The organism is Pseudomonas sp. AU11447 (assembly GCF_001672555.2).
In the GTDB taxonomy this organism is placed as follows: domain Bacteria; phylum Pseudomonadota; class Gammaproteobacteria; order Pseudomonadales; family Pseudomonadaceae; genus Pseudomonas; species Pseudomonas nitroreducens.
In genome coordinates this window covers 38,662-61,190 of the sequence record NZ_LZDG02000028.1, presented here as the reverse complement: position 1 = coordinate 61,190, position 22,529 = coordinate 38,662, and the positions used below count along the sequence as shown (strand labels likewise).

The following is a 22,529-nucleotide window of genomic DNA, read 5'->3' as shown; positions in this document are numbered from 1 at the left end:
AATGTCGGACCAATCCTCCCGGCTCGTAGGACCTTTCCCTCGGATTTCTCCCTGTCGCGCAGGCAAAAAAAAGCGTTCGTCTTATCCGGGCGGGGAGCCGGGAAAGACGAACGCCGTCGAGTGCGCAGGGCGTCCTTGCCTGCGCCAAGGGAACTCACCATCAGGGGCGGCAGACCGCGTCCATCACCCGGTAGCCGTCGACCACCGGGGCCTGCTTGAGGTCCAGGCTGATCGAGCAGTTCTGTGCGGCCTTCTCTCCCCACTTCAGGCGGTATTCGCTGCCCTCGCCCGCCGACAGCAGGACCTGCCCGGCCTGGCCGACCACACCGGCACTGGCGCCCTTGTCGTCGGACACGGTCGCGCCGAACGGCGGCAAGGAGCCGTCCTGCAGTCGCAGGTTGAGCAGCACCTTCTCCGAACGCTTGGCGGCGAAACTCGCCTTGACCACCGCACCACGGCGCGGCACGACATTGGTGACGCCTTCCTCGATATCGACGCTGGTGTCCATCTCGCCGGTGTCCACCGCCACGCGGTTGCGGCGGTACGGGGTGACGTAGGGCACCAGGGCGTAGCCCTCGGCATTGGTCAGGGTGCCCGGCGCGTTGAGCACGCCCACGTTCGGCGTGTCCTTGACCTCCACCAGCGCCACGGTCTCGCCCAGCGTCTGGCCGAACTCGACACCGTCGCGGTGGGCCAGCACCGAACCCGCGGCGCTGAGCGAGAGCTGCCGCGTGCTGTCGCTGACACTGACGCCCGCGCCCAGCTGGGCGAAGGGCGTGCGGTAGCCGACCAGCGCCGAGCCGCTATTGCCGCCGTTGTCCGAGCGGTTGGCATTGACGTTGTAGGTCATCTCGCCTTCGCGGCCGTTGAGGCCGGCGCGGTGGTCCAGGCTGCCGTCGTTGTTGCGTGTCAGCGAGTAGCTGCCGGTGGTGCCGCTGCGGCCCAGGGGCATGGAGACGGTGAATACCAGCTGGTTGTTCTGGCCGAAGTTGTCGGTCAGCGTCTTGCTGGCGTACAGGCCATAGGTCACGCCCTTGTACTGGGTGTTGAAGCCCAGCTGCATCTGCTTGTCCTGGTGCGAGGTGCCCCAGTAGTCCTGCTGGCTCAGGTTGAGGTAGAGCGAGCCATAGCTGCCGAGCATCTGGTTGAGGTTGGCCTCGACCTTGCTGCGCTTGGAAATGTCGTTGTACTGGTTGGGCTCCTGCAGGCGCACCGCTTCGTCGAAGTCGCGGTAGCCCTCGGTGGAGTAGCGATAGCCGGCGAAGCGCACGGAAGTGCCGGTCTCGAACGCCTTGCCGTAGCGCAGCGCGGTGCTCTGGCCCTTTTTCGTTTCGGCGCGGCCGCTGACTTCCTTCGGCACGTCGGTCTGCGCCTGGGTCACGTCGAGCGACACGGCGCCCAGGCTGCCCAGGCTCTTGCCGACGCCCAGGGCGCCGGCACGGTAGAAGTCGGCGCCCAGTGCACCGCCGTACAGCGTCAGGTCGAACGGCAGGCCGTAGGCCAGGGTCGCCTGGGCGAATGCCGGGCGCTGGCCGCCATCGGCGGCGTTGTATTCACCGGCGGTCAGGCTGTAGCGCCAGGTCTTTTCCCGCAGCATGTTGCCCAGGGTGGCGTAGGGCTGGGTAAAGCGGCGCTCGCGGCCATCGGCCTCGGTGATGATGATTTCCAGGTCGCCGCTGCCCGAGGCGGCGTTGAGGTCATCAATCTCGAAGGCGCCCGGCGCGACGTAGGTGGTGTAGAGCGAGTAGCCGTTCTGCAGCACCTCGACCTTGGCCTGGGTTTCGGCGATGCCGCGGATGATCGGCGCGTAGCCCTGCATCGAGTCGGGCAGCATGCCGATGTCCGAGGCGATCTGCGCGCCCCGGAAGGGAATGCTGTCGAACACGTCGCCCGGAGTGAAGCTCTCGCCCAGGGTCAGGGTGCCCTTGATCGCGGTGAGGTCGCGCTGGGCGTAGGTGTTGCTGTGCTGCCATTCGCGCGTGCCCTCCTCGTCCTGGCGGAACGACGAGCTGGAGCGAAAGCGCCAGTCGCCCAGGTTGAAGCCGCCGTTGCTGTAGAGGTTGTACTGCGAGCCGCTGCCGCGGTAGTCGGAGTTGGTCTGCGCCGCCGAGAGCTGGTAGTTGAGCATCGCCGCGTTGATGCCGCGATCCCATTCCTTCGGCGCGACGTAGCCGGCGGCGTCACGGCGCATGGCCACCTGCGGCACGCTGATGTCCAGGGCCAGGCGGTTGGCGTCGAAGCTCACCGACGCGCCTTCGATCAGACCAGGCAGGTCGATGCACTCAGGCAGCGTTTCACCCGCGGCCTTGAAGGCGTCGAGCTTGACGCCCAGTTCCGTGAGGAAGGCCTCCGACAGGCAGGCGCGCACTTCGCCGCTCTTCTCGTCCTTGGCGAAGGTCATGTCGCGCCGGTCGAAGAAGCTCTGGTTCAGGCGAATGACCACCGGGTAGGTGCCGGGGCCGATGCTGCCACTGTTGGCGATGGCGTCCAGGTCGAGGTTCGGGCCGGCGCTGCTGCCACCGAACGACTGCATGAAGCTGGAATCGAACTCGGTCGACTCGGCAGCCTGCACCAGGCCGCTCATCAGCGCGGCGAAAACGGCTGCGGACAGACGACGGCGGGCAAAGGGCACGGACGGACGGGCAAGGTTCATGGCATCGGTTCGCATGGCAATACTCAATACGCTGCCGCCACGCTGCTCGGGGCAGCGCGCGGGCTCGTTCGCGGGGGAAAGGACGAAGGCGTTACTGGGCGCGGGTCACGGCGACTTTCGAAGGCTCGGTGTAACCGCCGAAGTCGTTGATCGCGGAGAACACCACCTCACCACTGAGGCCGGTGAAGCCCGGCAGCGGGTAGCGCTGGCTGCTCATCGGCGCGACCATCTTCGGCTCGTTGACCTCGACGCTGCGGGCGCCGGCGAGGACCTTCACGCCGATGAAGGAAACGTGGAAGGCCGAGGGGTTGCTGACCACCAGCACCGGCTCGCCCTGCTCCAGTGCAAGGTTCCAGCGCAGCTGGGGCAGCGCGTCCAGCGCATTGCCCTTGAGGCCGGCCGGGCGATAGAACAGCTTGATGCGGGTACGCATGGCGATCTTCAGGGTGTTCTCGTCGGCCTTGCCGGCCACCGGGATTTCCTGGGCGTTGAAATAGAACACCGACTCGCGGTCCTGGGGCAGGTCACCAGGGACTTTCTGGATGCGCACCAGTTGCTCCTTGCGCGGGTCCAGGCGGAACAGCGGCGGCGTCGCCACGAAGGGGGTGGAGGTGCTGTTGTCGTCGGCCTCGGTGTTGATCCAGGTCTGCACCGCATAGGGCTGCAGCGTAGTGTTGCTGACGGTGATCGAGGCATCGCGCTTGTTGCCGTCGAAGACGATGCGCGTACCGCCGAGCATGACGCCGGCCTGGCTGATACCGCTGAGCAGCGCGCTGCCCAGTGCCAGGGCCAGAACCGCGGTTTTCTTCAATGAGGTCATTTCGAACATCCTCCTGGCGCCACGGCCATGCAGCTTCGCTGCGGGGGAAAGGCCAGCCAGGAGCCCAGGCTCCTGGCTGTTGCATCGACGGGATTACTGGTAGTCGACGGTGAACGCCGCCTTGGCGTTGGCCGGACCGGCAGTCGCGGCGCCAGTGGCGATGTAGTTGGCGGTGAAGCGCAGCGGCTGGGTCAGGTCCAGGTACGGGGAGGACTCCAGGCCCATCTGCAGGTCCTTGCCGCTGGCGTCCTTGATCTGCACGGCGACGTTGGTGGCGACGCCCGCTTCGGGGGTCAGGCCGATCCACTGGCCGCTGGAGCCGGCGCTGCCGCTGAGGGAGAGGAACTTGACCACGGCTTTCTTGCCGGCAACGCTGCAGCCCGGCGCGGTGGTGTCGATGGTCAGGGTGAAGGCGCCGCCGCCTGCGACCTGGCCGGCCGAAGCCAGGGAGGTGACCGGCACGGAACCCAGGGAGACGTCGCCGGCGCCGGCGGAACCGTTCAGGTCATCGACCACGACCGGGCAGGTGTTGTCGGTGACGCTGCCAACGAAGTTGATTTCGCCGTCCGCCGCCATCGCCATCTGCGAAGCGCCAGCCAGAGCCAGGGAGAGAGCCAAACCTTTGAGAGCAAACTTTTTCATGATCACATCCAGATAGATGAAGGAGGTATCTGCAAGCCTTCTCCAGGCCTTCAGAAGGATCGACGTGGCGCCCCCGACTACGGGGTCAGCGCGTTTCGTCTGGGTTCATTATCGGGATGGGTGCAGGTCGTCTATGTAGGACGTTTCGCTGTGCTTGTAGGACGTTTCCCAGGGATATTTCCCTGGGAAACACCCTGCTCGTCGACGCGCCAAGAAAAACGCCACGGCCCCGGAAACCGCCGGTCAAAGCGGTCGTCGGGGCCGTGGCGTCGATGCGCAAGGCCGTTCTAGCGGTAGGTCACCGAGAAACTCGCGTAACCGTTGGCGGTGCCCGGTGTCGGCGTGGGGCCGTCGCCGGTCTGGATGTAGCGCGCTTTCAGCGGCACGGTGGTCGTGCCGTTGACCACCCGGTTGAGCCGCACCGGCTGGCCGAGGTTCATCGGCGTGCCGTTGTCGCGCAGCACCTGGATGGCGACACCCTGGGCGGTGGAGTCGCTGGACAGGCTGAGCACGCCATTGGCGGCGTCGAGGACGGTGGATGTCTTCGCGCTGTCGATCTGGATGTTGGCGTAGTTGCCGTTGAAGTAGCCGTTGGTGTTCGACGGATAGCCGCTCCCGGCGATGCACGAGTTCAGCGTGATGGCGAACGGCTGCGCATCGGTGGTGGAGTTCTTGCCGTTGAACACGCGCTTCTCCCAGGTCCCCATGGGCACGTTGATCTGGTTGCCCGGCGCCTGCGGCATCGAACAGCCGGCCACGGTCACGGTGGCGGTGAAGGTCAGGTCGAAGATGCGGCCGCGGTCGGTGTGGCCCTGGGCGACCAGCTGGTTGATGCTGTGGGTGCCCGGCGGGATATCGCCGACCTTGATCAGTGCGTAACGAATCATGGCCGAGGGCATGCCGACGGCCCACGAGTTGTTCCAGGTGATGTTGAACGGGATGAAACGACTGGGGTTGCTCGCCTCGCCCTGCCAGCCCGTGGCGAAGCCGGTCATGTACATCGCCAGGCCGACGCCGGGAACATTGGTCTGCAGGATGGAGTTGGCCGGCACCCGCAGCACATCCACTGGAATGTCGTTCACCACAGGGCCGACCAGCGTCGCGCCGTAGGTAGCCGGCGGACCACAGGCCAGCGAGTCGCCGAAGTTCAGCGTGCGAATCGGTGCGTTGTTGTTCAGCGTGGTGCCGATGGGCACGTCACGCGGGGCATACACGGTGCCGCCGGTGAGCGTGAGCTGCTTGGGCGTCCAGTCGCTGCCGTTCCAGGTGCAGGCGGCCATGGCCGGCGCTGCCGCCAGCAGCAGGGACGGCACGGCCAGGCAACCCAGGAGTCGAGTTCTGAATTTCATGATGATGGCCCTCCTGCAGGCGCTCGCATCTGCGGATTGCGATCACCTGCCTGTTGGTCGAGGTCTGGCGGCAAAGCCAGATGAGGGCTGAATTATCAGGAATGGATCCCACGCGACCTGTAGAACCCATCCGGCGAGCTTGTAGGAAATTTCCTCACGCAAAGCCTGGCCGTACCCACCCACCGAAGCGCATCCGGGCACCTGCCGACACCGCACGCCCCTACTCACTGAGCGCCGGCAGAGCGAATGACTGCTCTGGCTCGGGGATTTCAGCGGCGTTCCAGCCAGTGCAGGACGAAGGGCGAGCGCCCCGGCCCGGCCCCGATGTCGAGTTTTCACCTGCACCGAGGGCGAGACCGCTGCCGGCCTCCGCACTCCCCGCCGCAGAGCCTTCGGTCGGCGGGTTTACCTTCTGCTCAGGTAATCTGAACGCATTGCCGGCAAGGCCCTCTACCGCAGCACACCCACGCAGGAAGAGATCGCATGGACAAGCTCGGAAGCCCACCCACCGCTCCCCCCAGCTATGTGCTCATTCTTGATGACGATTCGAACCTGGCCAGGATGCTCGGCTTGGCCATGGAAGATCACGGCATTGAGGCCGTGGTCCTGGGCAATGCCGACGACGGCCTCGCCTGGATCAACGGCAACCCCGGGCAACTGGCACTGCTGCTGACCGACATCTCCATGCCCGGCAGCATCGATGGCGCCGAACTGGCGCGGCAGGTCGCCCGACGGTTTCCGGCCATTCCGATCATCATCATGTCCGGCGACGCATGGAGCGATGACTATCCCGCCTGCCGCTTCCTGGACAAGCCATTCGACCTTCCGACGCTGACCGGCCTCATCGACGAGGCGCTGGGAACACGCCATTGAATCGGCAGCGCCCGGCGCAGCGCACCGGGCAGCAGAAACAAAAAAGCCCCGCATCAGCGGGGCTTTTTCAGCGAGCGATCGGTCAGATCACTTGCACTTGCTCGGCCTGCGGGCCTTTGGCGCCGGCAGTGACGTTGAAGGTCACGACCTGGCCTTCGTCGAGCGACTTATAGCCGGTGCCTTCGATGGCACGGAAGTGGACGAAGACGTCCGCGCCGCTTTCCGGGGTGATGAAGCCGAAGCCCTTCTCGGCGTTGAACCATTTAACGGTACCGGTTTGGCGAGTTGCCATGATGAATCTCCAATCAAAAGGAAATCAGGCCATGCGACATGCCTGGCGTGACTGTATGCGAAGTGAAGAGGGGGCCGCAGAGATGGAGAATCAAGAAGACAAAACATCGGACGGTGCCGCTAAACCGAGCAGGCAGAGGTCCAGCATACAGATCTGGCAGGGAATAAGTAGCGATTTCGCATGAAAATGCTTAAATCGGCCGGGCGGTCGGTATTCACCGGTCGAGGTGGGTATAGTGTCCGCTAGCCGCCAGCCAGGTGGCTCATCACCTCAGGTGACCGAATGTCCGAGTCAGAGACGAAAAGCAAACGATCGGAGCTGGATAAGAAAATCTCAGCATTTCTTTCAAAAGGCGGCGAGATCCAGGAAATCCCTGCGGGCAAGCATGGCCGGACCGAGCCCTACAAGCGCGCCGAATTCACCCTCGCCAAGCCCAGGAAGCCTGACGCCTGATTGATCCGCGGGCAGCACAGAAAAGGCCGTATCCCTCGATACGGCCTTGTCATTTGTGCGTCAGGTTCGGGCTGGCCCGCCACCTCGGAACTAGGCCGCCGGCCTGATCGAGAACAACCCCGCGAGCAGGATCAGCAGTGCACCGGTGATCGTCCAGGCGGTCGGCGCCTCGCCGAAGGCGATGAGGCCGATCAACGTGGCAAAGGCCAGCAGCGAATAGTTGAACGGCTGCAGCGTCGAAGCCTGGGCGTACTTCAGCGCCTGGATCAGCAGCAACTGCGCGACAACCCCGGAGACGGCGACGATCGACATCAGCATGGCTTCGTGAGGCGTGGGCGTGACCCAGGCCGGCAGGCCAACCGCGCTTACCGACAGCGCGCCGGCAACCGCCATGTACAGCGTGGTGGTGGCAAAGGAGTCGGTCTGGCTGATGCGCCGCGAGAGGATGTTGAAGAAGGCAAAGGTCAGCGCCGCCGCCAGCGGAATCAGCGCCGCGGGCTCGAACACGCCCATGCCGGGACGCAGGATCAGCAGCGTGCCACCGAACCCGACAGCCGCCGCCAGCCATTGCCGGCCGACCAGCCGCTCGCCGAGCAGCAACCGCGCCAGGCCCAGCGTCATCAGCGGGAAGACCGCGTAGAGCGCGTGGGTCTCGGCCAGACCAAGGTAGCGCAGGGCCAGGCCGAACAGCGCGATCTCGCCCACGCCCAGCAACGCGCGCACCACCTGCTGCCAGGGGCTGGCGCTGCGGGCAGCCTGGCGCACGCCACCCTGCGAACGGCAGACGATGAGCGCGAACAGCACGAAAACCCAGTAGCGCACCATCACCAGTTCGCTCACCGGCAGGTGGCGGACGAGCACCTTGGTGATGCCGTCCTGGCAGGCAAAGATGAGCATCGACAGCAGGCACAGGCCGATACCCAGGCGTGGGTTGCTGGTAGCGGCCAGCGCAGTGGCCGTGGTCTTGCTGGTCATGGGGGAAGGCTCGCAGGCGGTGGCGCCTCGCTGCGGGCGCCTCCAGCGCTTGTGCCGGAGCGGCCGGGGCGCGGTCAAGCCAGGCGGCGCTGGCAAGCACGCCGATGTCGCCCGCAGGCCACCGGCACTTCAATCCCGCGCCGCTTCCCTCTACAGTCTGGCGACCCGCTCAAGGCCACAACGGTGATCCATGGACAGGTTTCAGGAAATGACAGTGCTGCTGGCCGTGGCCGAAGCCGGCAGCCTTGCCGCCGGCGCCAGGCAACTGGGCCTTTCGCCGCCCAGCGTGACCCGTGCCATCGCCGCGCTGGAGAAGCGCCTGGGCACCCTGCTGCTGGCCCGCAGTACGCGCAGCGTGCGGCTGACCGAGACCGGCCAGCGCTATGTCGAGGACTGCCGGCGCATCCTGCAGGAACTGGAGGATGCCGAGGAGCTCGCCTCCGGCAGCGCCCTGCGCCCGCGCGGCAACCTGACGGTGACCGCCCCGGTGCTGTTCGGCGAGCTGTACCTGATCCCGCTGGTCGCCAGCTACCTGGATACCCACGCCGAGGTGACGGTCAACGCACTGCTGGTGGACCGCGTGGTGAACATGCTCGACGAGGGTATCGATGTCGCCGTGCGCATCGGCCAGTTGCCCGAGGGCAGCCTGACCGCATTGCGGGTCGGCGAAATCCGCCCGGTGGTCTGCGCCTCCCCTGCCTTCCTCGACCGCCACGGCCGGCCGCAGCACCCCAGCGAACTGGTCGATGCACCGGTGGTGATGGCTGCCACCAGCGTGCTGCTCACCGACTGGCAGTTCGTCACCGCGGACGGACCGCTGACCCTGCGCCCACCGTCGCGCTTCGTGGTCAGTTCGAACAACGCCGCCATCCACGCCGTGCGCCTGGGCGCAGGCTACACCCGCGTGCTTTCGTACCAGGCCGCCGAGGCCGTGGCACGCGGCGAGCTGGAGATCGTCCTCGATGCGTTCGCCACCGCGCCGCTGCCCATCCACCTGCTCTACCAGGACGGCGCGCGATTGCCGGCGAAGGTCCGCAGCTTCGTCGACCACTGCGCCGCGCGGCTGCGCGCCAACCCGGCGCTGCAAGCGGCGAAGCCGTGAGTCGCTACCGGGAAATGCAGGCGTTCGACGCCGTGGCGCGCTCCGGCAGCCTCGCCGCGGGCGCTCGCCGGTTGCAGCTATCCAGCGCAACGGTGACACGCCTGATTGCCGCGCTGGAGTCGCGCCTGCAGTGCGAGCTGCTGCTGCGCGGCCCGCGGGGAATCGAGTTGAGCCCGCGTGGCGAAGCGTTCGCCGCCAGTTGCCGGCAGATTCTCCAGGACATCGAGGACACAGAGGACTCGCTCGGCGGCCTGCAGGCCCACCCGGCCGGGCAGCTGAACCTCTCCCTGCCGTTGCTGATGGCCGACCGTATCTTCGCCCCCATCGCGCTGGACTACCTGGCCGCCTTTCCTGAAGTGCGCCTGGTCAGCCGGCACCGGGAAGACCTGCCGCGCCTGCTGGAAGACGGCATCGACGTCGCCCTGGTGATAGGCGCCCTGCCCGACTCCTCCGGCTTCGCCCTGCCGGTGGGCACCGTGCGACCGGTGATCTGCGCATCGCCTGGATACCTCGCGCGCCAGGGCGTGCCGCAAGCGCCGGAAGACCTCAAGGGGCACCACATCATCGTTCCCGGTAGCCTGGGAGCGATCAGCGAGTGGCGCTTTCGTCACCAGGGCGCGGCGCGCTCGGTGCGCCTGGCCCCGCGGCTGGCCTGCAGCACCATCCCCGCGGCGATCCGCGCCGCCAGCCTCGGGCTCGGGCTGACCCGCTGCATGAGCCACGAGGCGCATGCCGAACTGAGCAGCGGACAACTGCAGCTCGTGCTGCAGGACTATGCCGCGCCCGAACTGCCGGTGCAGCTGATCTACCGCGAAGGCCGCCGCGCGGCGGCGCGCGTGCGCACCTTCCTCGACTTCGCTGTGCCGCGCCTGCGGGCGCACCCGGCGCTGCGCGGCTGAATCACGCAGTGTCCACGTGCGTCCCATTCCCCCCTCTGCGCTCTGGGCGGTTCGCGAGCAAGCTCGCTCCTACAGGTCAACTCCAGAGCTTCTCTGCAGGAGCGAGCTTGCTCGCGAACATCGCCGCTGCGGAGCCAGGGTAACGGCTGCACCCGCTGCCCCATTCTTCCGCATTCTGAAACGCTGGATTGTCCGCCCTGGGGATTCTGCGCGCCGGCCGTCGAGCGCAGCATTCACCCATCAGCTCGAGCAACCCGCCACCGACCGACTCGCGCTGCCTACCCACACAAGCCAAGGAGTCACCCTCATGTCCCACACCATCAAGCTCTTCCGCCATCCGCTGTCCGGCCACGCGCATCGCATCGAGCTGATGCTCTCGCTGCTGCAACTGCCCGTCGAACTGATCGATGTCGACCTTGCCAAGGGCGCGCACAAGCACCCGGACTTCCTCGCCCTGAACAGCTTCGGCCAGGTGCCGGTGATCGATGACGAAGGCGTCATCGTCGCCGACTCCAACGCCATCCTCGTCTACCTGGCGAAAAAATACGGCAACGGCCGCTGGCTGCCGGAAGACCCGTTGGGCGCCGCTCGCGTGCAGCGCTGGCTGTCGGTAGCTGCCGGACAGGTGGCGTTCGGCCCCGCCGCCGCGCGGCTGGTCACCGTGTTCGGCGCGGCCTTCAACGCCCAGGAAGTCATCACCCGTGCCCACGCGCTGTTCCAGGTGATGGAGCTGGAACTGGCCAGAACACCGTTCCTGGCCGGCAACGAGGCGACCATCGCCGACGTGTCCAACTACTCCTACATCTCCCACGCGCCGGAGGGCAATGTGTCCCTGCAGGAGTACCCGAACCTGCGCGCCTGGCTGGCCCGCGTGGAAGCCCTGCCGCACTTCGTGCCGATGCAGCGCACCGCCATCGGCCTGCAAGCCTGATGCAACCCTCGCCGCCGGGCTGACCCGGCGGCACCTTCTGCGAGGTGCCCGTCATGTTCCAGTTGCCCAAACACCGCAGCTCCCCCTGGCACGCCGGCGAGAAGGCAATCCAGGAGCGTGTCGGCGTGGCCGAACGCATGGAGGTGCACGGCCAGAAAGTCATCCGCGACTACATGCCCGACCAGCACCGCGAGTTCTACCACCAGTTGCCGTTCATCATCGTCGGCGCCGTGGATGACCAGGGCCGGCCCTGGGCGACCCTGCTCGAAGGCGCGGAAGGCTTTATCACCTCGCCCGATCCGAAAAGCCTGCAGCTCGACAGCGCCCCCGACGACCAGGACCCCGCCGCCAGCGGCCTGCAGGCCGGGAAGGCGATCGGCCTGCTGGGCATCGAGCTGCACACCCGGCGGCGCAACCGCATGAATGGCGTCCTCCGCGAGGTCGACGGCGGCCTGCTGACGGTGGCCGTCGAGCACTCTTTCGGCAACTGCCCGCAGTACATCCAGAAACGCGACTGGAGCCGCGACGAGCAGCGCTACAGCCAGCGTGCCCCGCGCGAGGACTTCGTCGTGCTGAACGAGGAGCTGGCCGCCATCGTCCGCAACGCCGACACCTTCTTCGTCGCCAGTTACGTGCAGCATGAGGATGGCGAGCGCTCGGTGGACGTCTCCCACCGCGGCGGCCGCCCCGGCTTCGTCCGGGTCGAGGGCAGCCGCCTGACCATCCCCGACTATGCCGGCAACCTGCACTTCAACACCCTGGGCAACCTGCAGGCCAACCCGCAGGCCGGGCTGCTCTTCGTCGATTTCGCCAGCGGCGACGTGCTGCAGGTCCATGGCCGCAGCGAAATCCTCTTCGACAGCCCGCTGCTGGCCGCCTTCGAAGGCGCCGAGCGCCTGTGGACGCTGGACGTAGAACACGCCGTGCTGCGCCGCAGCGCCCTGGCGCTGCGCTGGAGCTTCCGCGAGTACTCGCCCACCAGCCTGATGACCGGCACCTGGGCCGAGGCCGACGCCAAGCTGCAGGAACGCGAGCAGCGCCAGCAGTGGCAGGACTGGCAGGTGCTGCGCGTGGAGCAGGAAAGCGAGGACATTCGCTCGTTCTACCTGCAACCGCCGGCCGGCATCGCCGTGAATTTCGCGCCGGGCCAGCACCTGCCCGTACGCCTGGCAATTGGCGAACAGGCACTGATCCGCACCTATAGCCTGTCCAGCGCGCCGTCGGACGGCGAGTTGCGCATCAGCGTGAAGGCCCAGGGCCCGGCCTCGCGTCACCTGCATGAGCAGGTTCGGCTGGGCGGCCGCCTGCAGGTCCGCGCGCCCATGGGCAGCTTCATCCTGAAGGGCGACAGCGCGCGCCCGGTCGTGCTGATCGGCGCGGGCGTGGGCATCACCCCGCTGCTCTCGATGCTGCGCGAACTGGCGGCGGGCCCGGCGCGGCGCGTGCATCTGTTCCAGTCCGCGCGGACGCTGGGCCAATTGCCGTTCCAGCGGGAAATCGCCGAACTGCGCCAGCGCGCGCCGCAACTGCAAGTCCATCGCGCGCTCAGTCGCCCCGAACCGGAAGCCGTGTTCGGCCGCGACTTCGAACAGGCCGGGCGCCTGGATATCGAGGCGATCAAGGCGCAGCTGCCGCTGGACGATTACGACTTCTATGTCTGCGGCCCCGGCGAATTCACCCAGGCGATCTACGACGGCCTGCGCAAGCTGAACATCGCCGACGCGCGCATCTACGCCGAGACCTTCGGCCCCTCGACGCTCAAGCGCCGGGGCGACGGTCAGGCACCCGCGCTGGTGCAGCCGCCGGCCGCCACCGAGCCGGTGCCGGTGTACTTCGCCGGCTCGGCCAAGGAGGCCCGCTGGAAACCCGACAGCGGCACGCTGCTGGAGCTGGCCGAAGCGCGCGGACTTTCACCCGACTTCAGCTGCCGGGGCGGCTCCTGCGGGACCTGCCGGACGAAGATCGTCAGCGGCCAGGTGCACTACCCCAACCCGCCGGCGGAACTGCCCGAAGCCGGCAGCGCACTGATCTGCTGCGCCATCCCGGCGCAGGACGAGAGCGGCGTGCAACCGCTGGTGCTGGACCTCTAGGGAGGCGAATCGATCATGAACACACTGGATTCATTCGAGGGTGGGAGCGCGCGCTTTCCGCATTGGCACGAGGAGTTCGCCGAATCAGCCGAAACCGGTTTCTGCGGACCCAGCGAGGCGGAGGTGGGCTTCCTGTTGCCACAACTGCTTTCGTCGCCGGGTTGTCCGTCGCGGTCGCGCGCCGTGGCGTTCGGCGCGGCGCTGGTGCGTTGGTTCAAGCGCACCCGATAGGCGCTGTTCGCGAGCAAGCTCGCTCCTACAGGTTGGGCTCGGGTTCAATTGCAGGAGCGAACTTGCTCGCGAACTGAACCCCACTCGCGCCAAATTACAACCGCGTAGGGCGCATAACCCGGAACGGGTTATCCGCCGATGCCATAACGACGGATAACGCTGGCGCGTTATGCGTCCTACGGAACTGGTGCGCTGGTTCAAGCGCGCCCCTATCCCGGCGAAGTCCCTGTAGGAGCGAGCTTGCTCGCGAACCGCATTCCATCCAAGCGTCGGTGTGAGCGCAAGGTTGTTCGCGAGCAAGCTCGCTCCTACAAAATGCCATCCTGCGGCCGCGTTTCCCGTCGGGTTTGGACGGTCGGGTCGGCGCTGATCACTCGTCCTCCCGCGCCGGAATCCACCACTCCTCGCCGCGCACCGTGCGGATGTATTCCGGCCAACGGAAGCGGTGCGGGACCTTGAAGTCCTTCGGCAGCAACGGCGCCTGCCACTGCTCGCCACCGATGCCACCGCCGGTGCGCTGGTTGAACTCGCGGGTCGCCTCGGCCAGCAGATCGGCATCGGTGAACAGCTCGATCAGTGTGCTGCCGATGGTCTTCGACGCCACGTCAATCATCGGGTCGATGGTTTCGCGGATGCCGCCCAGGGCGTTGGATACCCAGTCCGGATAGGTGAAGCCCACGGGTGCGCTGAGCATCGGCCGCGCCACATAGAGGCGCACGGTCGGGCAGTGCCAGGTGTATTCGGGGTAATCGTCGGAGGTCAGGTACTTCTGCCACGCCGGCATCTGCAGGCGCATCTGCCGCTCGCATTCCTGGGGCTCGATCAGCGCCTGGGTGGCCGGCAGGAAGGGCTCGTCCATCGGGTCGAGGCCGAGGTTCGCCTGGATTTCCCGCGCCACGGCGATGGCCTTTTCGCCCCAGGTCGGCGCGCCGATGGCGGCGAGGTTGTCGTAGCAGGCCTGCGCCAGTACGTGGTTGGCCAGCCCGCCGCGGGATTTGCAGACCCAGGTCTTCTTCCACTGGCAGCCGGTGGCCATGGCCGCGGCGGCGGCGTTGTTGTCCATCACCGTGGAGATGGTTTCGGCCTGCTCGATGGAGTCGCAACGCAGCAGGTACTGGATCTGCGAGATGTGCGGCGGCAGGTTGTCGGCGGTGGCCTGGCCGGCGGTGAGGATGGCCTCGTTGAAGCTCCACAGCCCGGTAAACGGCAACGTCGAGCGGCGCAGGCTTTCGTTCAGCGTGTAGAAGTGCACCAGCGCATCGTTGGCGCCCGGCGCGCGAGCCGCGAGGTGGTTCTGCGGGATCGGGCTGTAGCGGTCGGCGGCAATCCAGTTCTGCGGGTCTTCGCAGGTGAAGGTGTAGATGTACGAATAGGCGATGCCGCAGTGCGTGTCCCAGGTGGTGGTGTTGTTCAGCGGCAGCATGTAGGTGGGGTGGAAGCTGACGGCGGCGTCGAGGTCGTCGTAGTAGCCCTTGGCGGCGTGCACGGGCTTGGAGGCGCGCAGCTTTTCCGCTGGCTCGCCGAAGAACCTGATGGTGCCGGCGATGCCGAATTCCAGCATCGCCGCCTTGGCCGCCAGCACGCCGCCCAGGGCGCTGATGCCCAGCGCGGAATGCGGGTCGGTATGGCCGGGCGCGTACTTCGACAGGCCCTCGCGCGGCATCGGCCTGGTCGCCGCCGCCTGGCAGTTGCCCGGCACCGCGTCGTATTCGGCGTAGGTGGCGAGGATGGGCCCTTCGCCGTTGCTGAAGGTGGCGACGAAGGCGGTGGGCATGCCGCCACTGCCCTCTTCCACCGTGAAGCCTTCGCGGCGCAGCAATTCCACGTACCAGGCGCAGGACTTGTACTCGCGGAAGGCCGGCTCGGCGAAATGCCAGATCACCTGGTGCCAGTCGGACAGCTGCTGGCGGTGCTCGTCGATCCACTGCTGGACGTAGGCCTTGAATTTCGACATGGCGGCTTCCTCATCGTTGCCTGTTGTTGTTGTCGTGTGGCCTAGTATTGGTGAAGCGGAATTTGCAACAAGCGCAGGATTTCGCCACCTCATGTCCGGATAGTTTCACCAATCGAGAATTGGACCGCCCATGCACTTTCCTTCGATGACCGCCCTGCGCGCGCTGGATGCCGTGGCCCGGCTGGGCAGCGTGTCCGCCGCCGCCACGGAGCTGAACCTCACCCGCAGCGCGGTCAGCCACCGCATCGCCACGCTGGAGGAACGCCTGGGCTTCGCCCTGACCGAGCGCACCGGGCGCGGCATCCGCCTGACCTATCGGGGCGAGAGGTATGCGCGCGACGTGCAGCGCATCCTCGCGGAGGTGCAACTGGCCGGCAGCAGCTTCGACGAGCAGCAGGTCAGCGGGCCGCTGTGCGTGAGTTGCAACCCCGGCTTCGCCACCTACTGGCTATGCCAGCACCTGGGGGATTTCCTCGCGCAATACCCGCAGGTGCAGTTGCACGTGGTGACGCCGCGCGTGCCGCAGGACACCAGCGCCAGCGATGCCGACCTGTTCATCGCCTACGGCAGCGGCGACTGGCCGAACCAGACGGTGGAGCAACTGGTGGCCCTGCACTTCTTCCCGGTGTGCAGCCCGCGCCTGATCCACTCGCGCGGCGGCCTCACGCAGCCGGCGGACCTGGCCCACTACACGCTGCTGCACATGAACGATTTCGCCGATTGGCGCCTGTGGCTGGGCGCCGTGGGCGCGAGCGCCATCGACCACCGCTCCGGCGTGCTGTTCGCCGACGCGCCCTGCACCATCGCCGCCTGCATTGCCGCCCAGGGCGTGGCCATCGGCGACAACCTGCTCAGTGGCGATGCCCTGGCGCGCGGCCTGCTGGTGCGCCCGTTCGACATCACCATCCAGTCCAGCCGGGGCTATTTCCTGGTGACCGACCCGGTGAAGGCCGAGCGCCCGGTGGTGAAGGCCTTCAGCCAATGGCTCAAGGCCCGTGTCGCCGCCACCACGCAGAGCGCCAGCGACCTCAGCCGACCGCCGCTGGCGATTCCCGAAGAGGCGCGCTGAGCGTCAGGCGATGCGGCGCAGCCCTTTGCGCGCCTTGCCGGAGCGGGTGTAGCGGAACAGGTCCTTGGGATCGTTGTCCTCGTCCTCGCTCCACGGCACCAGGTCGATGCGCTCGCCGAGGTCCAGGCGGCTGGCCTGTTCGTTCACGTAGCGCAGTGCCGAGTAGTCTTCGAGCGCGAAGCCGACCGAGTCGAAGATGGTCACCTGCTCGGCGCTGTCACGCCCGCCGACCTGGCCGGCCAGCACCCGCCACAGGTCGGTTACCGGGAAGTCCGCCGGCATCTGCTGGATCTCGCCCTCGACGCGCGACTGCGGCTCGTACTCGACGAACACCTTGCCGGCGCGCAGGACGTCGGCGTGCAGCTCGGTCTTGCCCGGGCAGTCACCGCCCACGCCATTGATGTGCATGCCCGGCTCGATCATTTCCGGGGTGAGGATGGTCGCGTAGGCCTTGTCGGCGGTTACCGTGGTGACGATGTCGGCGCCGCGCACCGCTTCGGCGGTGGAGCCGGCGCGGATGATCTTCAGGTTGGGGAAATCCGACAGGTTGCGGATCAGTTTTTCAGTGGCCTGCGGATCGATGTCGTAGACGGCGATTTCCTCAATGCCCAGGTGGTGGTGGAAGGCCAGCGCCTGGAACTCGCTCTGCGCGCCGTTGCCGATCAGCGCCATGCGTCGCGAGTTCGGACGCGCCAGTGCGCGGGCAGCCATCAGCGAGGTAGCGCAGGTGCGCAGCGCGGTGGCCACGGTCAGCTCGGAGAGCAGCACCGGGTAGCCCGTCTCGACGTCGGCCAGCACGCCGAAGGCCATGACGGTGAACAGCCCGCGCTGGGTGTTCTGCGGGTGGCCGTTGACGTACTTGAAGGCATAGCGGGCGGTGTCGGACACCGGCATCAGTTCGATGACACCGATCTCGGAATGGTTGGCGACGCGGGCGGATTTGTCGAAGGACTCCCAGCGCACGAAGTCCTGAGCGATGGTGTCGGCGAGTTCGCCGATGAAGCGGGCGACACCGATCTGCTGGACCAGTTGGGACATCGTGGGGACGTCGACGAAGCGGGTCATGGTGGGACCTCCGATTGTTGTGATTGGCGTCTTCTGATTGGACTGCAGCCCGCCTCCGCCGTGTCTCGAACAGCGGGCACAACAACGTCGCAGAGGCCCTGGAACAGGTCTGCACGTCAGAGAGGGGCAAGACGATTTTCCCACTCGCCGGGGTGAAATCCCGGCTGTAATACGGGCCCGCGCCGGCCGATCCGGCTGTATTGGCGAGCGGCAACAGCCGATTCGGCTGTGCGTCTAGCAGCCCTCGACAGGCCGATATTGCAGGCGGGAAACCCAAGGAACTGGCGCCGCCGGAGGGGACGCCGAAGGGCTAGCTGGCGGATTCCTTGATGGTCGTCAGCTCGGGATGGGCGACCAGCTTGTCGATGTGCAGGCTCTCGTCGTTGAGCCAGGTTTCGGTCAGCGCGCGGTAGTGCTCCATGTCCCGGCAGCGCATGCGCACGCTGTAGTCGAAGGTCCCGCTGATCAGCTGGCAATGCAGCACTTCCGGGCAGGCGATGACGCGGGCCTCGAAGGCCTTCTGCGCGCTGCGGCCGCTCTGGTTCGACAGTGCGACCAGTACCAGCAGCGAGAGCCCGGCGGAAATCTTCTGCTCGTCGATGACGGCGCCGTAGCCACGGATGATGCCGTGTCGCTCCAGCTTGCGGACGCGCTCCTGGCAGGGGCGCGGGGTGAGGTGCACGAGGGCGGATAGCTTGCCGTAGGTGATGCGGCCCTGGTGACGGAGGATGCGGATGATCTCCTCGTCGATGCGGTCCAGGGTGAAGGGGCTGTCCTGATCTTTCCTGCTCATGATGCTTCGCGATGATTCGTCAGTCGTGCCGGCTTCCCTGCCCCGGCGAAAGCAGTCGGTGGAAACACTGCCCGCCACCGACCCGGATCTTTATGGGGCACGCCCCGCCGTCTGTCAAAGTGCGCCGTGACGTCTGCGACAGCACGGCGCACCCGGTCAGATTTCCCGCGCCAGCTCGCTGCCGTTGCCACGTCGGCTGAGCACCGCGAGGTACACCAGGCCGATGGCGATCCAGCCCACCCCCAGCTCCTGCGCTTCACGGCTCATGCTGAACAGCACGTAGGCGATGATCACCAGCCCCACCAGCGGGAACACCAGGTGGCGCAGCACCCGGCCGCTCTTCTGGCGGATGAAGTAATGGTTGATCACTGCGATGTGCAGCAGGCAGAAGCCGGTCAACGCGCCGAAGTTGACCAGCGAGGTGAGCACGTCCGGCGAGTCGAGGAAGTAGATGCCGATGCCCAGCGACAGCACACCCACCAGGTACAGGCTGATGTGCGGGGTCTGGTACTTCGGGTGCACCTTGGCCAGCACGCGCGGCAGCTTGCCGTCGCGGGCCATGGAGTACAGCAGACGGGAAACCGCAGCCTGCGAGGTGATGGAGACGGTCACGCCCCAGGCCAGCGCAGTGGCCACTGCGGTCAGCGTGGACAGCCAGCTGCCGCCGGCCGCTTCGGCGATCTCGTAGAAGGCGGTGTCCGCCGACTTGAAGGTCATGCCGGCGGCAAGGTCGGTGGCCAGCCAGGTCTGTACGATGAAGATGGCGCCCATGACGAACAGCGCGATCAGCGAGGCGCGGCCGATCTGCTTGGCCGGGTCGCCCTTGACCTCTTCGGCGAGGGTGGAAATCGCGTCGAAACCGAGGAACGACAGCACCGCGATGGACACCGCCTTCATCACCAGGCCGAGGTTGAAATGCTCCGGTTGCAGGAGCGGTTCCAGGGTCAGCCGGCCATTGCCCATGCCACCCTGCAGCGCCTGGTAACCAACGACCAGGAAGATCGCCAGGACCACCAGTTCGGCGATCAGGAACAGCAGGTTGAAGCGGGCCGCCAGGGTGATGCCGCGCAGGTTGATGAGCGTGGCGGACACCAGGAAGATCAGCATGAACACCAGCTTGGGAATCGCCGGGAACAGGTGGTTAAGCGCCAGCGCGCTGAACACGTAGAGCAGCGGCGGGATCAGCAGGTAGTCCAGCAGCAGGACCCAGCCGGCGATGAAGCCGACGTTGGGGTGGATGCCGCGCTGGGCGTAGGAGTACACCGAGCCGGCGATGGGAAACGCGCGGGACATCGCGCCATAGCTCAGCGCGGTGAAGAGCATCGCCACCATGCCCACCAGATACGCCATCGGCACCATGCCGTGGGCGTCCGCGTGGACCCAGCCGTAAACGCCGAAGGGCGCGATCGGGATCATGAAGATCATCCCGTAGATCACCAGGTCGCCGAGCGTCAGGCTGCGGCGGAGTTGTTGCTTGTATCCGAACTGTTCGATAGCCACGGGGCACTTCCTCTGGGAACGGCAGCTGTAAGGGTTCGGCGCTCATGCGCTGAATTGTTGTTGTTTTCAGAACCTGCCCGGCCAGTCGAACGGGGCCAGCCGGGTGGGGTCCTCAGAGCCAGGGAGCCAGGCGTACTGCCCAGGCTTCCACCCCTTGCGGGGTCCGCAGTCCGTCATTGCGGATTTCGATCAGCACGGCGTCCACGCCGCGTTCGTCGCCATGTACCGGGACGGTCATGTCCTCCAACGGGTCGATCACATAGGGCTGGTTGGCGCCGATCTCTTCGCCGCTCTTCCGCAGCCCCGCCACCATGCGCTGGGCGTAGGCTTCGGCCTTGGCGTAGAGCACCCCGGCGACCCACGGGCGAGGCTCGCCGCGATAGCTCGGAGTGAAGCTGTGCACGCCCACCAGACGAGTCGGCCGGCCAGCAGCCAGGCGCTCGTCGAGCAGCGCGGTCAGTTGTTGGTGGAACGGCTCGAACAGGCGCGCCACCCTCTCCTGCCGGGCCGCTGCGCTCAGGTTGCAGTTGCCGGGAATCGGGTAGATCTCGCTGTGCTCGGGAATCGCATCCGGAGCGGACAGCGGCCGGTTGAGGTCGATCAGCAGGCGCGAGTAGTTGGCCACCAGCAGCGTGGCGTCCAGGCGCGCCGACAGCTCGCGGGCCAGGTCCAGCGCGCCGATGTCCCAGGCGATGTGCTCGGCGGCCGCCGTGTCGTCCAGGCCCAGTTGCGCCAGCTCCTCGGGGATGTAGCGGCTGGCGTGTTCGCAGACCAGCAGCACCGGGCTCTTGCCCTGCGGGTTGACGATCTCGAACGGCGGGCGCCGGTAAAGGCCGGATTCAGTAGAACTTTGCATAGGATTCACAGAGTTGTTCTTCGCTGAGTTCACGGGTCAGGGCCAGTTCCTGGCGCTTCATGGCGACGTAGGTCTGCAGCAGGGCCGGCGGCAGCTGCGCGCAGAGTTCGCTATCGGCCAGCAGCAGGCGCTGGGCCTCCTCCAGCGAACCGGGCAGGGACTTGATGCCCAGCTCCTCGCGCTGCGCATCGCTGAGGCTGTGCGGGTCGACATCGGTGACCGCCGACAGCGGCAGCTCCTGCTGCATGCCCAGGCGCCCGGCGATCAGCACCGCGGCCATGGCCAGGTGCGGGCTGGCGGTGGCGTCCATGGGGCGGAATTCCAGGTTGAACTGGCGCGCCTTGGGCTTGCCGCCAATCTCCACCACCGGACAGATGCGCAGCGCCGCTTCGCGGTTGCGCAGGCCCAGGCAGGCATAGGCGGCGCTCCAGTGGTGCGGTTTCAGCCGCAGGTAGGACACCGCCGTCGGTGCGGTCAGCGCGCACAGTGCCGGCAGGTGGCGCAGCACGCCGGCGGCCCAGTGTTCGGCGAGCGTGGACAGGTTGGTCGGCGCGGCCTCGTCGTAGAACACCGGAGTGCCATCCAGGCGTTGCAGGCTCAGGTGCAGGTGCACGCCGTTGGTCACGGCGCCGGGCGCCAGCAGCGGCGTGAAGCTGCTGCGCCAGCCGAACTGGCGGGCGATCTCGCGGGTGACTTCGCGGACGTTCACCGCGCGGTCCGCCGCAGCAACGCCCTGGGTCGGCCGGCAGGTGACCTCGTACTGGTTGCGGCCGTACTCGGGCAGGAACATTTCCGGCTCGGCGCCGATCTGCTCCAGCGCGCTCATCAGCCAACCGCCGAAGTTGCCGGTCTGCCGCTGCGCCTGCAGGGAGAAGGCGGCGGCATGCTCGTCCGGCAGGCCGAGCAGGTTGAATTCGTGTTCGAAGGCAGCGGTGACCTGCAGGCCCAGTTCGCGGTAACGGGCGATCTCTTCGCGCAGCAGCGTACGCGGGCAGACCGGCCACGGCGCGCCGGTAGTCGTCACCAGATCGCCATGCAGGTAATCCAGCGGCGCGGCCTGGGAATCGGGGCCGTTTTCCAGGCGCACCCGGCTGCTCGGGTCGGGCAGCAGGCGCAGGTCGCCGTGGCTGCCCCAGGGGTTGTCGTCGGCAATGATGTCCTGTGGCGTCAGCGCGCTGTTGGCGGGCACCCAGCCACAGCCGGTGGCCAGTTGCTCGGCGACTTCCGATTCGGGAAGCGAGCGGCCGCGGGTGATGCCACAGAGATCGGTGGTGACGAAGCTGGTCAGGCGCATCGGAGCGGGATTGTTATTGTTCTGACTCATGACGTTCTCCCGGCCTCAGGCCAGCGCGGCGATGCGGGCCAGCACGCTGTCGGTGTCGGCGATCCAGCAGTAACCCTTGATCGCTTCCAGGCAGGCCTGGTGGCGTTCGGCGGTGTGGGTGGCGCAGGCGTCTTCCACCAGGGTGACGAGGTAGCCACGGTCGGCGGCGTCGCGCACGGCCATGTCCACGCACTGGTCGGTGACCACGCCGCAGATGATCAGGTGGCGGGTATTGAGGTTGCGCAGCACGTAGTCGATGGCGGTGGAGTTGAAGACGCCCGAGGATGTCTTCGGCAGGACGATCTCGTTTTCCCGCGGCGCCAGCGCATCGATCACCTGGGCGTCCGGGCTGCCCTTGGGCAGGTGCATGTCGGAGAGCTTGTGGTCCAGCGAGCGGTCGCGGCCATCGGCGGTGAGGCTCTCGATGATGGTGTGCAGCACTTCCCCGTCGACTTCGCGCATGGCCGCCAGCAGGCGCTGCTGGTTGGGTATCACGCTCGCCTCGACGCGGTCGTAGAAGTAGCGGTGCGTCTGCGGATCGACATGGGCATCGCGGCCGGGAATGACCCAGGCGTTCTGCATGTCGACGAACAGGATGGCGGTCTGGCCGGGGGTGAACGGCAGGTCACGGGGCGAGTGGTGGGGCAAGCTGAACACG

Annotated in this window: 21 protein-coding genes; 8 read left to right on the top strand and 13 right to left on the bottom strand. The window is 66.8% G+C overall.

The annotated features are described in order from the left end of the window. Positions 1 to 160 precede the first annotated feature (160 nt). The 4 genes from A6723_RS07420 to A6723_RS07405 form a co-directional block, all read right to left on the bottom strand. Positions 161 to 2,668 carry a fimbria/pilus outer membrane usher protein gene (locus A6723_RS07420; protein ID WP_054908873.1) on the bottom strand — a complete coding sequence of 836 codons (2,508 nt, stop codon included), beginning with the start codon at positions 2,666 to 2,668 and terminating at the stop codon, positions 161 to 163. 76 nt (positions 2,669 to 2,744) lie between these two features. Beyond that, positions 2,745 to 3,473: a molecular chaperone gene (locus A6723_RS07415; protein WP_256546893.1), complete on the bottom strand. Its 729-nt coding sequence runs from the start codon at positions 3,471 to 3,473 to the stop codon at positions 2,745 to 2,747. 93 nt (positions 3,474 to 3,566) lie between these two features. Further along, a complete protein-coding gene (locus A6723_RS07410) occupies positions 3,567 to 4,115 on the bottom strand; it encodes a fimbrial protein (protein ID WP_054908590.1) in 549 nt (182 codons plus the stop codon). A gap of 287 nt (positions 4,116 to 4,402) precedes the next feature. Next, positions 4,403 to 5,464 (bottom strand): fimbrial protein, encoded by a 1,062-nt coding sequence (locus tag A6723_RS07405; RefSeq protein ID WP_054908589.1) that lies wholly within the window; start codon positions 5,462 to 5,464, stop codon positions 4,403 to 4,405. Positions 5,465 to 5,947: 483 nt separating this feature from the next. Here A6723_RS07405 and A6723_RS07400 point away from each other — a divergent pair, with 483 nt between their 5' ends. Then, positions 5,948 to 6,337, top strand: a complete 390-nt coding sequence (locus tag A6723_RS07400; RefSeq protein ID WP_054908588.1) for a response regulator — start codon at positions 5,948 to 5,950, stop codon at positions 6,335 to 6,337. 82 nt (positions 6,338 to 6,419) lie between these two features. On the opposite strand, the gene A6723_RS07395 is transcribed toward A6723_RS07400, so the two are convergent. Then, positions 6,420 to 6,629, bottom strand: a complete 210-nt coding sequence (locus tag A6723_RS07395) for a cold-shock protein (RefSeq protein WP_024763772.1) — start codon at positions 6,627 to 6,629, stop codon at positions 6,420 to 6,422. Positions 6,630 to 6,911: 282 nt separating this feature from the next. Between A6723_RS07395 and A6723_RS32070 the strand changes: the two genes are divergently transcribed. After that, on the top strand, positions 6,912 to 7,082 hold the full coding sequence (locus tag A6723_RS32070; protein ID WP_164488274.1) for a hypothetical protein: 171 nt from the start codon (positions 6,912 to 6,914) through the stop codon (positions 7,080 to 7,082). A gap of 90 nt (positions 7,083 to 7,172) precedes the next feature. Here A6723_RS32070 and A6723_RS07390 read toward each other — a convergent pair whose 3' ends face one another. Beyond that, positions 7,173 to 8,057, bottom strand: coding sequence for a DMT family transporter (locus A6723_RS07390; protein WP_054908587.1), 885 nt, complete (start codon positions 8,055 to 8,057; stop codon positions 7,173 to 7,175). A 190-nt stretch (positions 8,058 to 8,247) separates the two neighbouring features. Between A6723_RS07390 and A6723_RS07385 the strand changes: the two genes are divergently transcribed. From A6723_RS07385 to A6723_RS07365, 5 genes are all read left to right on the top strand, one after another. Continuing rightward, complete coding sequence (locus A6723_RS07385) at positions 8,248 to 9,159, top strand: LysR family transcriptional regulator (RefSeq protein ID WP_054908586.1); 912 nt, start codon at positions 8,248 to 8,250, stop codon at positions 9,157 to 9,159. Continuing rightward, positions 9,156 to 10,058, top strand: a complete 903-nt coding sequence (locus A6723_RS07380; protein WP_054908585.1) for a LysR family transcriptional regulator — start codon at positions 9,156 to 9,158, stop codon at positions 10,056 to 10,058. The genes A6723_RS07385 and A6723_RS07380 overlap by 4 nt, the downstream gene beginning before the upstream one ends. 307 nt (positions 10,059 to 10,365) lie before the next feature. Continuing rightward, on the top strand, positions 10,366 to 10,989 hold the full coding sequence (locus A6723_RS07375) for a glutathione S-transferase family protein (protein ID WP_054908584.1): 624 nt from the start codon (positions 10,366 to 10,368) through the stop codon (positions 10,987 to 10,989). 53 nt (positions 10,990 to 11,042) lie between these two features. Next, positions 11,043 to 13,079 (top strand): pyridoxamine 5'-phosphate oxidase family protein, encoded by a 2,037-nt coding sequence (locus tag A6723_RS07370; RefSeq protein ID WP_054908583.1) that lies wholly within the window; start codon positions 11,043 to 11,045, stop codon positions 13,077 to 13,079. Positions 13,080 to 13,094: 15 nt separating this feature from the next. After that, positions 13,095 to 13,310 (top strand): hypothetical protein, encoded by a 216-nt coding sequence (locus tag A6723_RS07365; RefSeq protein WP_054908582.1) that lies wholly within the window; start codon positions 13,095 to 13,097, stop codon positions 13,308 to 13,310. A 370-nt stretch (positions 13,311 to 13,680) separates the two neighbouring features. Here the strand turns inward: A6723_RS07365 and A6723_RS07360 are convergent, their stop codons facing one another. After that, on the bottom strand, positions 13,681 to 15,264 hold the full coding sequence (locus A6723_RS07360; protein WP_054908581.1) for a hypothetical protein: 1,584 nt from the start codon (positions 15,262 to 15,264) through the stop codon (positions 13,681 to 13,683). 130 nt (positions 15,265 to 15,394) lie between these two features. Here A6723_RS07360 and A6723_RS07355 point away from each other — a divergent pair, with 130 nt between their 5' ends. Next, entirely contained in the window at positions 15,395 to 16,333 is a 939-nt protein-coding gene (locus tag A6723_RS07355; RefSeq protein ID WP_038803648.1) for a LysR substrate-binding domain-containing protein, read from the top strand. Positions 16,334 to 16,336: 3 nt separating this feature from the next. On the opposite strand, the gene A6723_RS07350 is transcribed toward A6723_RS07355, so the two are convergent. The 6 genes from A6723_RS07350 to A6723_RS07325 all read right to left on the bottom strand — a co-directional run bounded on the left by A6723_RS07350 (position 16,337) and on the right by A6723_RS07325 (position 22,528). Continuing rightward, entirely contained in the window at positions 16,337 to 17,398 is a 1,062-nt protein-coding gene (locus A6723_RS07350; protein ID WP_054908580.1) for an ornithine cyclodeaminase, read from the bottom strand. 310 nt (positions 17,399 to 17,708) lie between these two features. After that, positions 17,709 to 18,191 carry an Lrp/AsnC family transcriptional regulator gene (locus A6723_RS07345; protein WP_024763763.1) on the bottom strand — a complete coding sequence of 161 codons (483 nt, stop codon included), beginning with the start codon at positions 18,189 to 18,191 and terminating at the stop codon, positions 17,709 to 17,711. A gap of 156 nt (positions 18,192 to 18,347) precedes the next feature. Continuing rightward, entirely contained in the window at positions 18,348 to 19,691 is a 1,344-nt protein-coding gene (locus tag A6723_RS07340; RefSeq protein WP_054908579.1) for an APC family permease, read from the bottom strand. 112 nt (positions 19,692 to 19,803) lie between these two features. After that, positions 19,804 to 20,547 (bottom strand): N-formylglutamate amidohydrolase, encoded by a 744-nt coding sequence (locus A6723_RS07335; RefSeq protein ID WP_054908578.1) that lies wholly within the window; start codon positions 20,545 to 20,547, stop codon positions 19,804 to 19,806. Next, the gene (locus A6723_RS07330) at positions 20,531 to 21,871 is read right to left on the bottom strand and encodes a glutamine synthetase family protein (protein ID WP_054908577.1); all 1,341 of its coding nucleotides are present in this window, start codon (positions 21,869 to 21,871) and stop codon (positions 20,531 to 20,533) included. The genes A6723_RS07335 and A6723_RS07330 overlap by 17 nt, the downstream gene beginning before the upstream one ends. Before the next feature lie 15 nt (positions 21,872 to 21,886). Continuing rightward, a complete protein-coding gene (locus A6723_RS07325) occupies positions 21,887 to 22,528 on the bottom strand; it encodes an isochorismatase family cysteine hydrolase (protein ID WP_054908576.1) in 642 nt (213 codons plus the stop codon). Position 22,529 lies beyond the last annotated feature (1 nt).

Coding starts and splice junctions, on each gene's coding strand:
- A6723_RS07420 (WP_054908873.1), bottom strand. CDS start 2,668: ATGCGAACCGATGCCATGAACCTTGCCCGTCCGTCCGTGCCCTTTGCC.
- A6723_RS07415 (WP_256546893.1), bottom strand. CDS start 3,473: ATGACCTCATTGAAGAAAACCGCGGTTCTGGCCCTGGCACTGGGCAGC.
- A6723_RS07410 (WP_054908590.1), bottom strand. CDS start 4,115: ATGAAAAAGTTTGCTCTCAAAGGTTTGGCTCTCTCCCTGGCTCTGGCT.
- A6723_RS07405 (WP_054908589.1), bottom strand. CDS start 5,464: ATGAAATTCAGAACTCGACTCCTGGGTTGCCTGGCCGTGCCGTCCCTG.
- A6723_RS07400 (WP_054908588.1), top strand. CDS start 5,948: ATGGACAAGCTCGGAAGCCCACCCACCGCTCCCCCCAGCTATGTGCTC.
- A6723_RS07395 (WP_024763772.1), bottom strand. CDS start 6,629: ATGGCAACTCGCCAAACCGGTACCGTTAAATGGTTCAACGCCGAGAAG.
- A6723_RS32070 (WP_164488274.1), top strand. CDS start 6,912: ATGTCCGAGTCAGAGACGAAAAGCAAACGATCGGAGCTGGATAAGAAA.
- A6723_RS07390 (WP_054908587.1), bottom strand. CDS start 8,057: ATGACCAGCAAGACCACGGCCACTGCGCTGGCCGCTACCAGCAACCCA.
- A6723_RS07385 (WP_054908586.1), top strand. CDS start 8,248: ATGGACAGGTTTCAGGAAATGACAGTGCTGCTGGCCGTGGCCGAAGCC.
- A6723_RS07375 (WP_054908584.1), top strand. CDS start 10,366: ATGTCCCACACCATCAAGCTCTTCCGCCATCCGCTGTCCGGCCACGCG.
- A6723_RS07370 (WP_054908583.1), top strand. CDS start 11,043: ATGTTCCAGTTGCCCAAACACCGCAGCTCCCCCTGGCACGCCGGCGAG.
- A6723_RS07365 (WP_054908582.1), top strand. CDS start 13,095: ATGAACACACTGGATTCATTCGAGGGTGGGAGCGCGCGCTTTCCGCAT.
- A6723_RS07360 (WP_054908581.1), bottom strand. CDS start 15,264: ATGTCGAAATTCAAGGCCTACGTCCAGCAGTGGATCGACGAGCACCGC.
- A6723_RS07355 (WP_038803648.1), top strand. CDS start 15,395: ATGCACTTTCCTTCGATGACCGCCCTGCGCGCGCTGGATGCCGTGGCC.
- A6723_RS07350 (WP_054908580.1), bottom strand. CDS start 17,398: ATGACCCGCTTCGTCGACGTCCCCACGATGTCCCAACTGGTCCAGCAG.
- A6723_RS07345 (WP_024763763.1), bottom strand. CDS start 18,191: ATGAGCAGGAAAGATCAGGACAGCCCCTTCACCCTGGACCGCATCGAC.
- A6723_RS07335 (WP_054908578.1), bottom strand. CDS start 20,547: ATGCAAAGTTCTACTGAATCCGGCCTTTACCGGCGCCCGCCGTTCGAG.
- A6723_RS07330 (WP_054908577.1), bottom strand. CDS start 21,871: ATGAGTCAGAACAATAACAATCCCGCTCCGATGCGCCTGACCAGCTTC.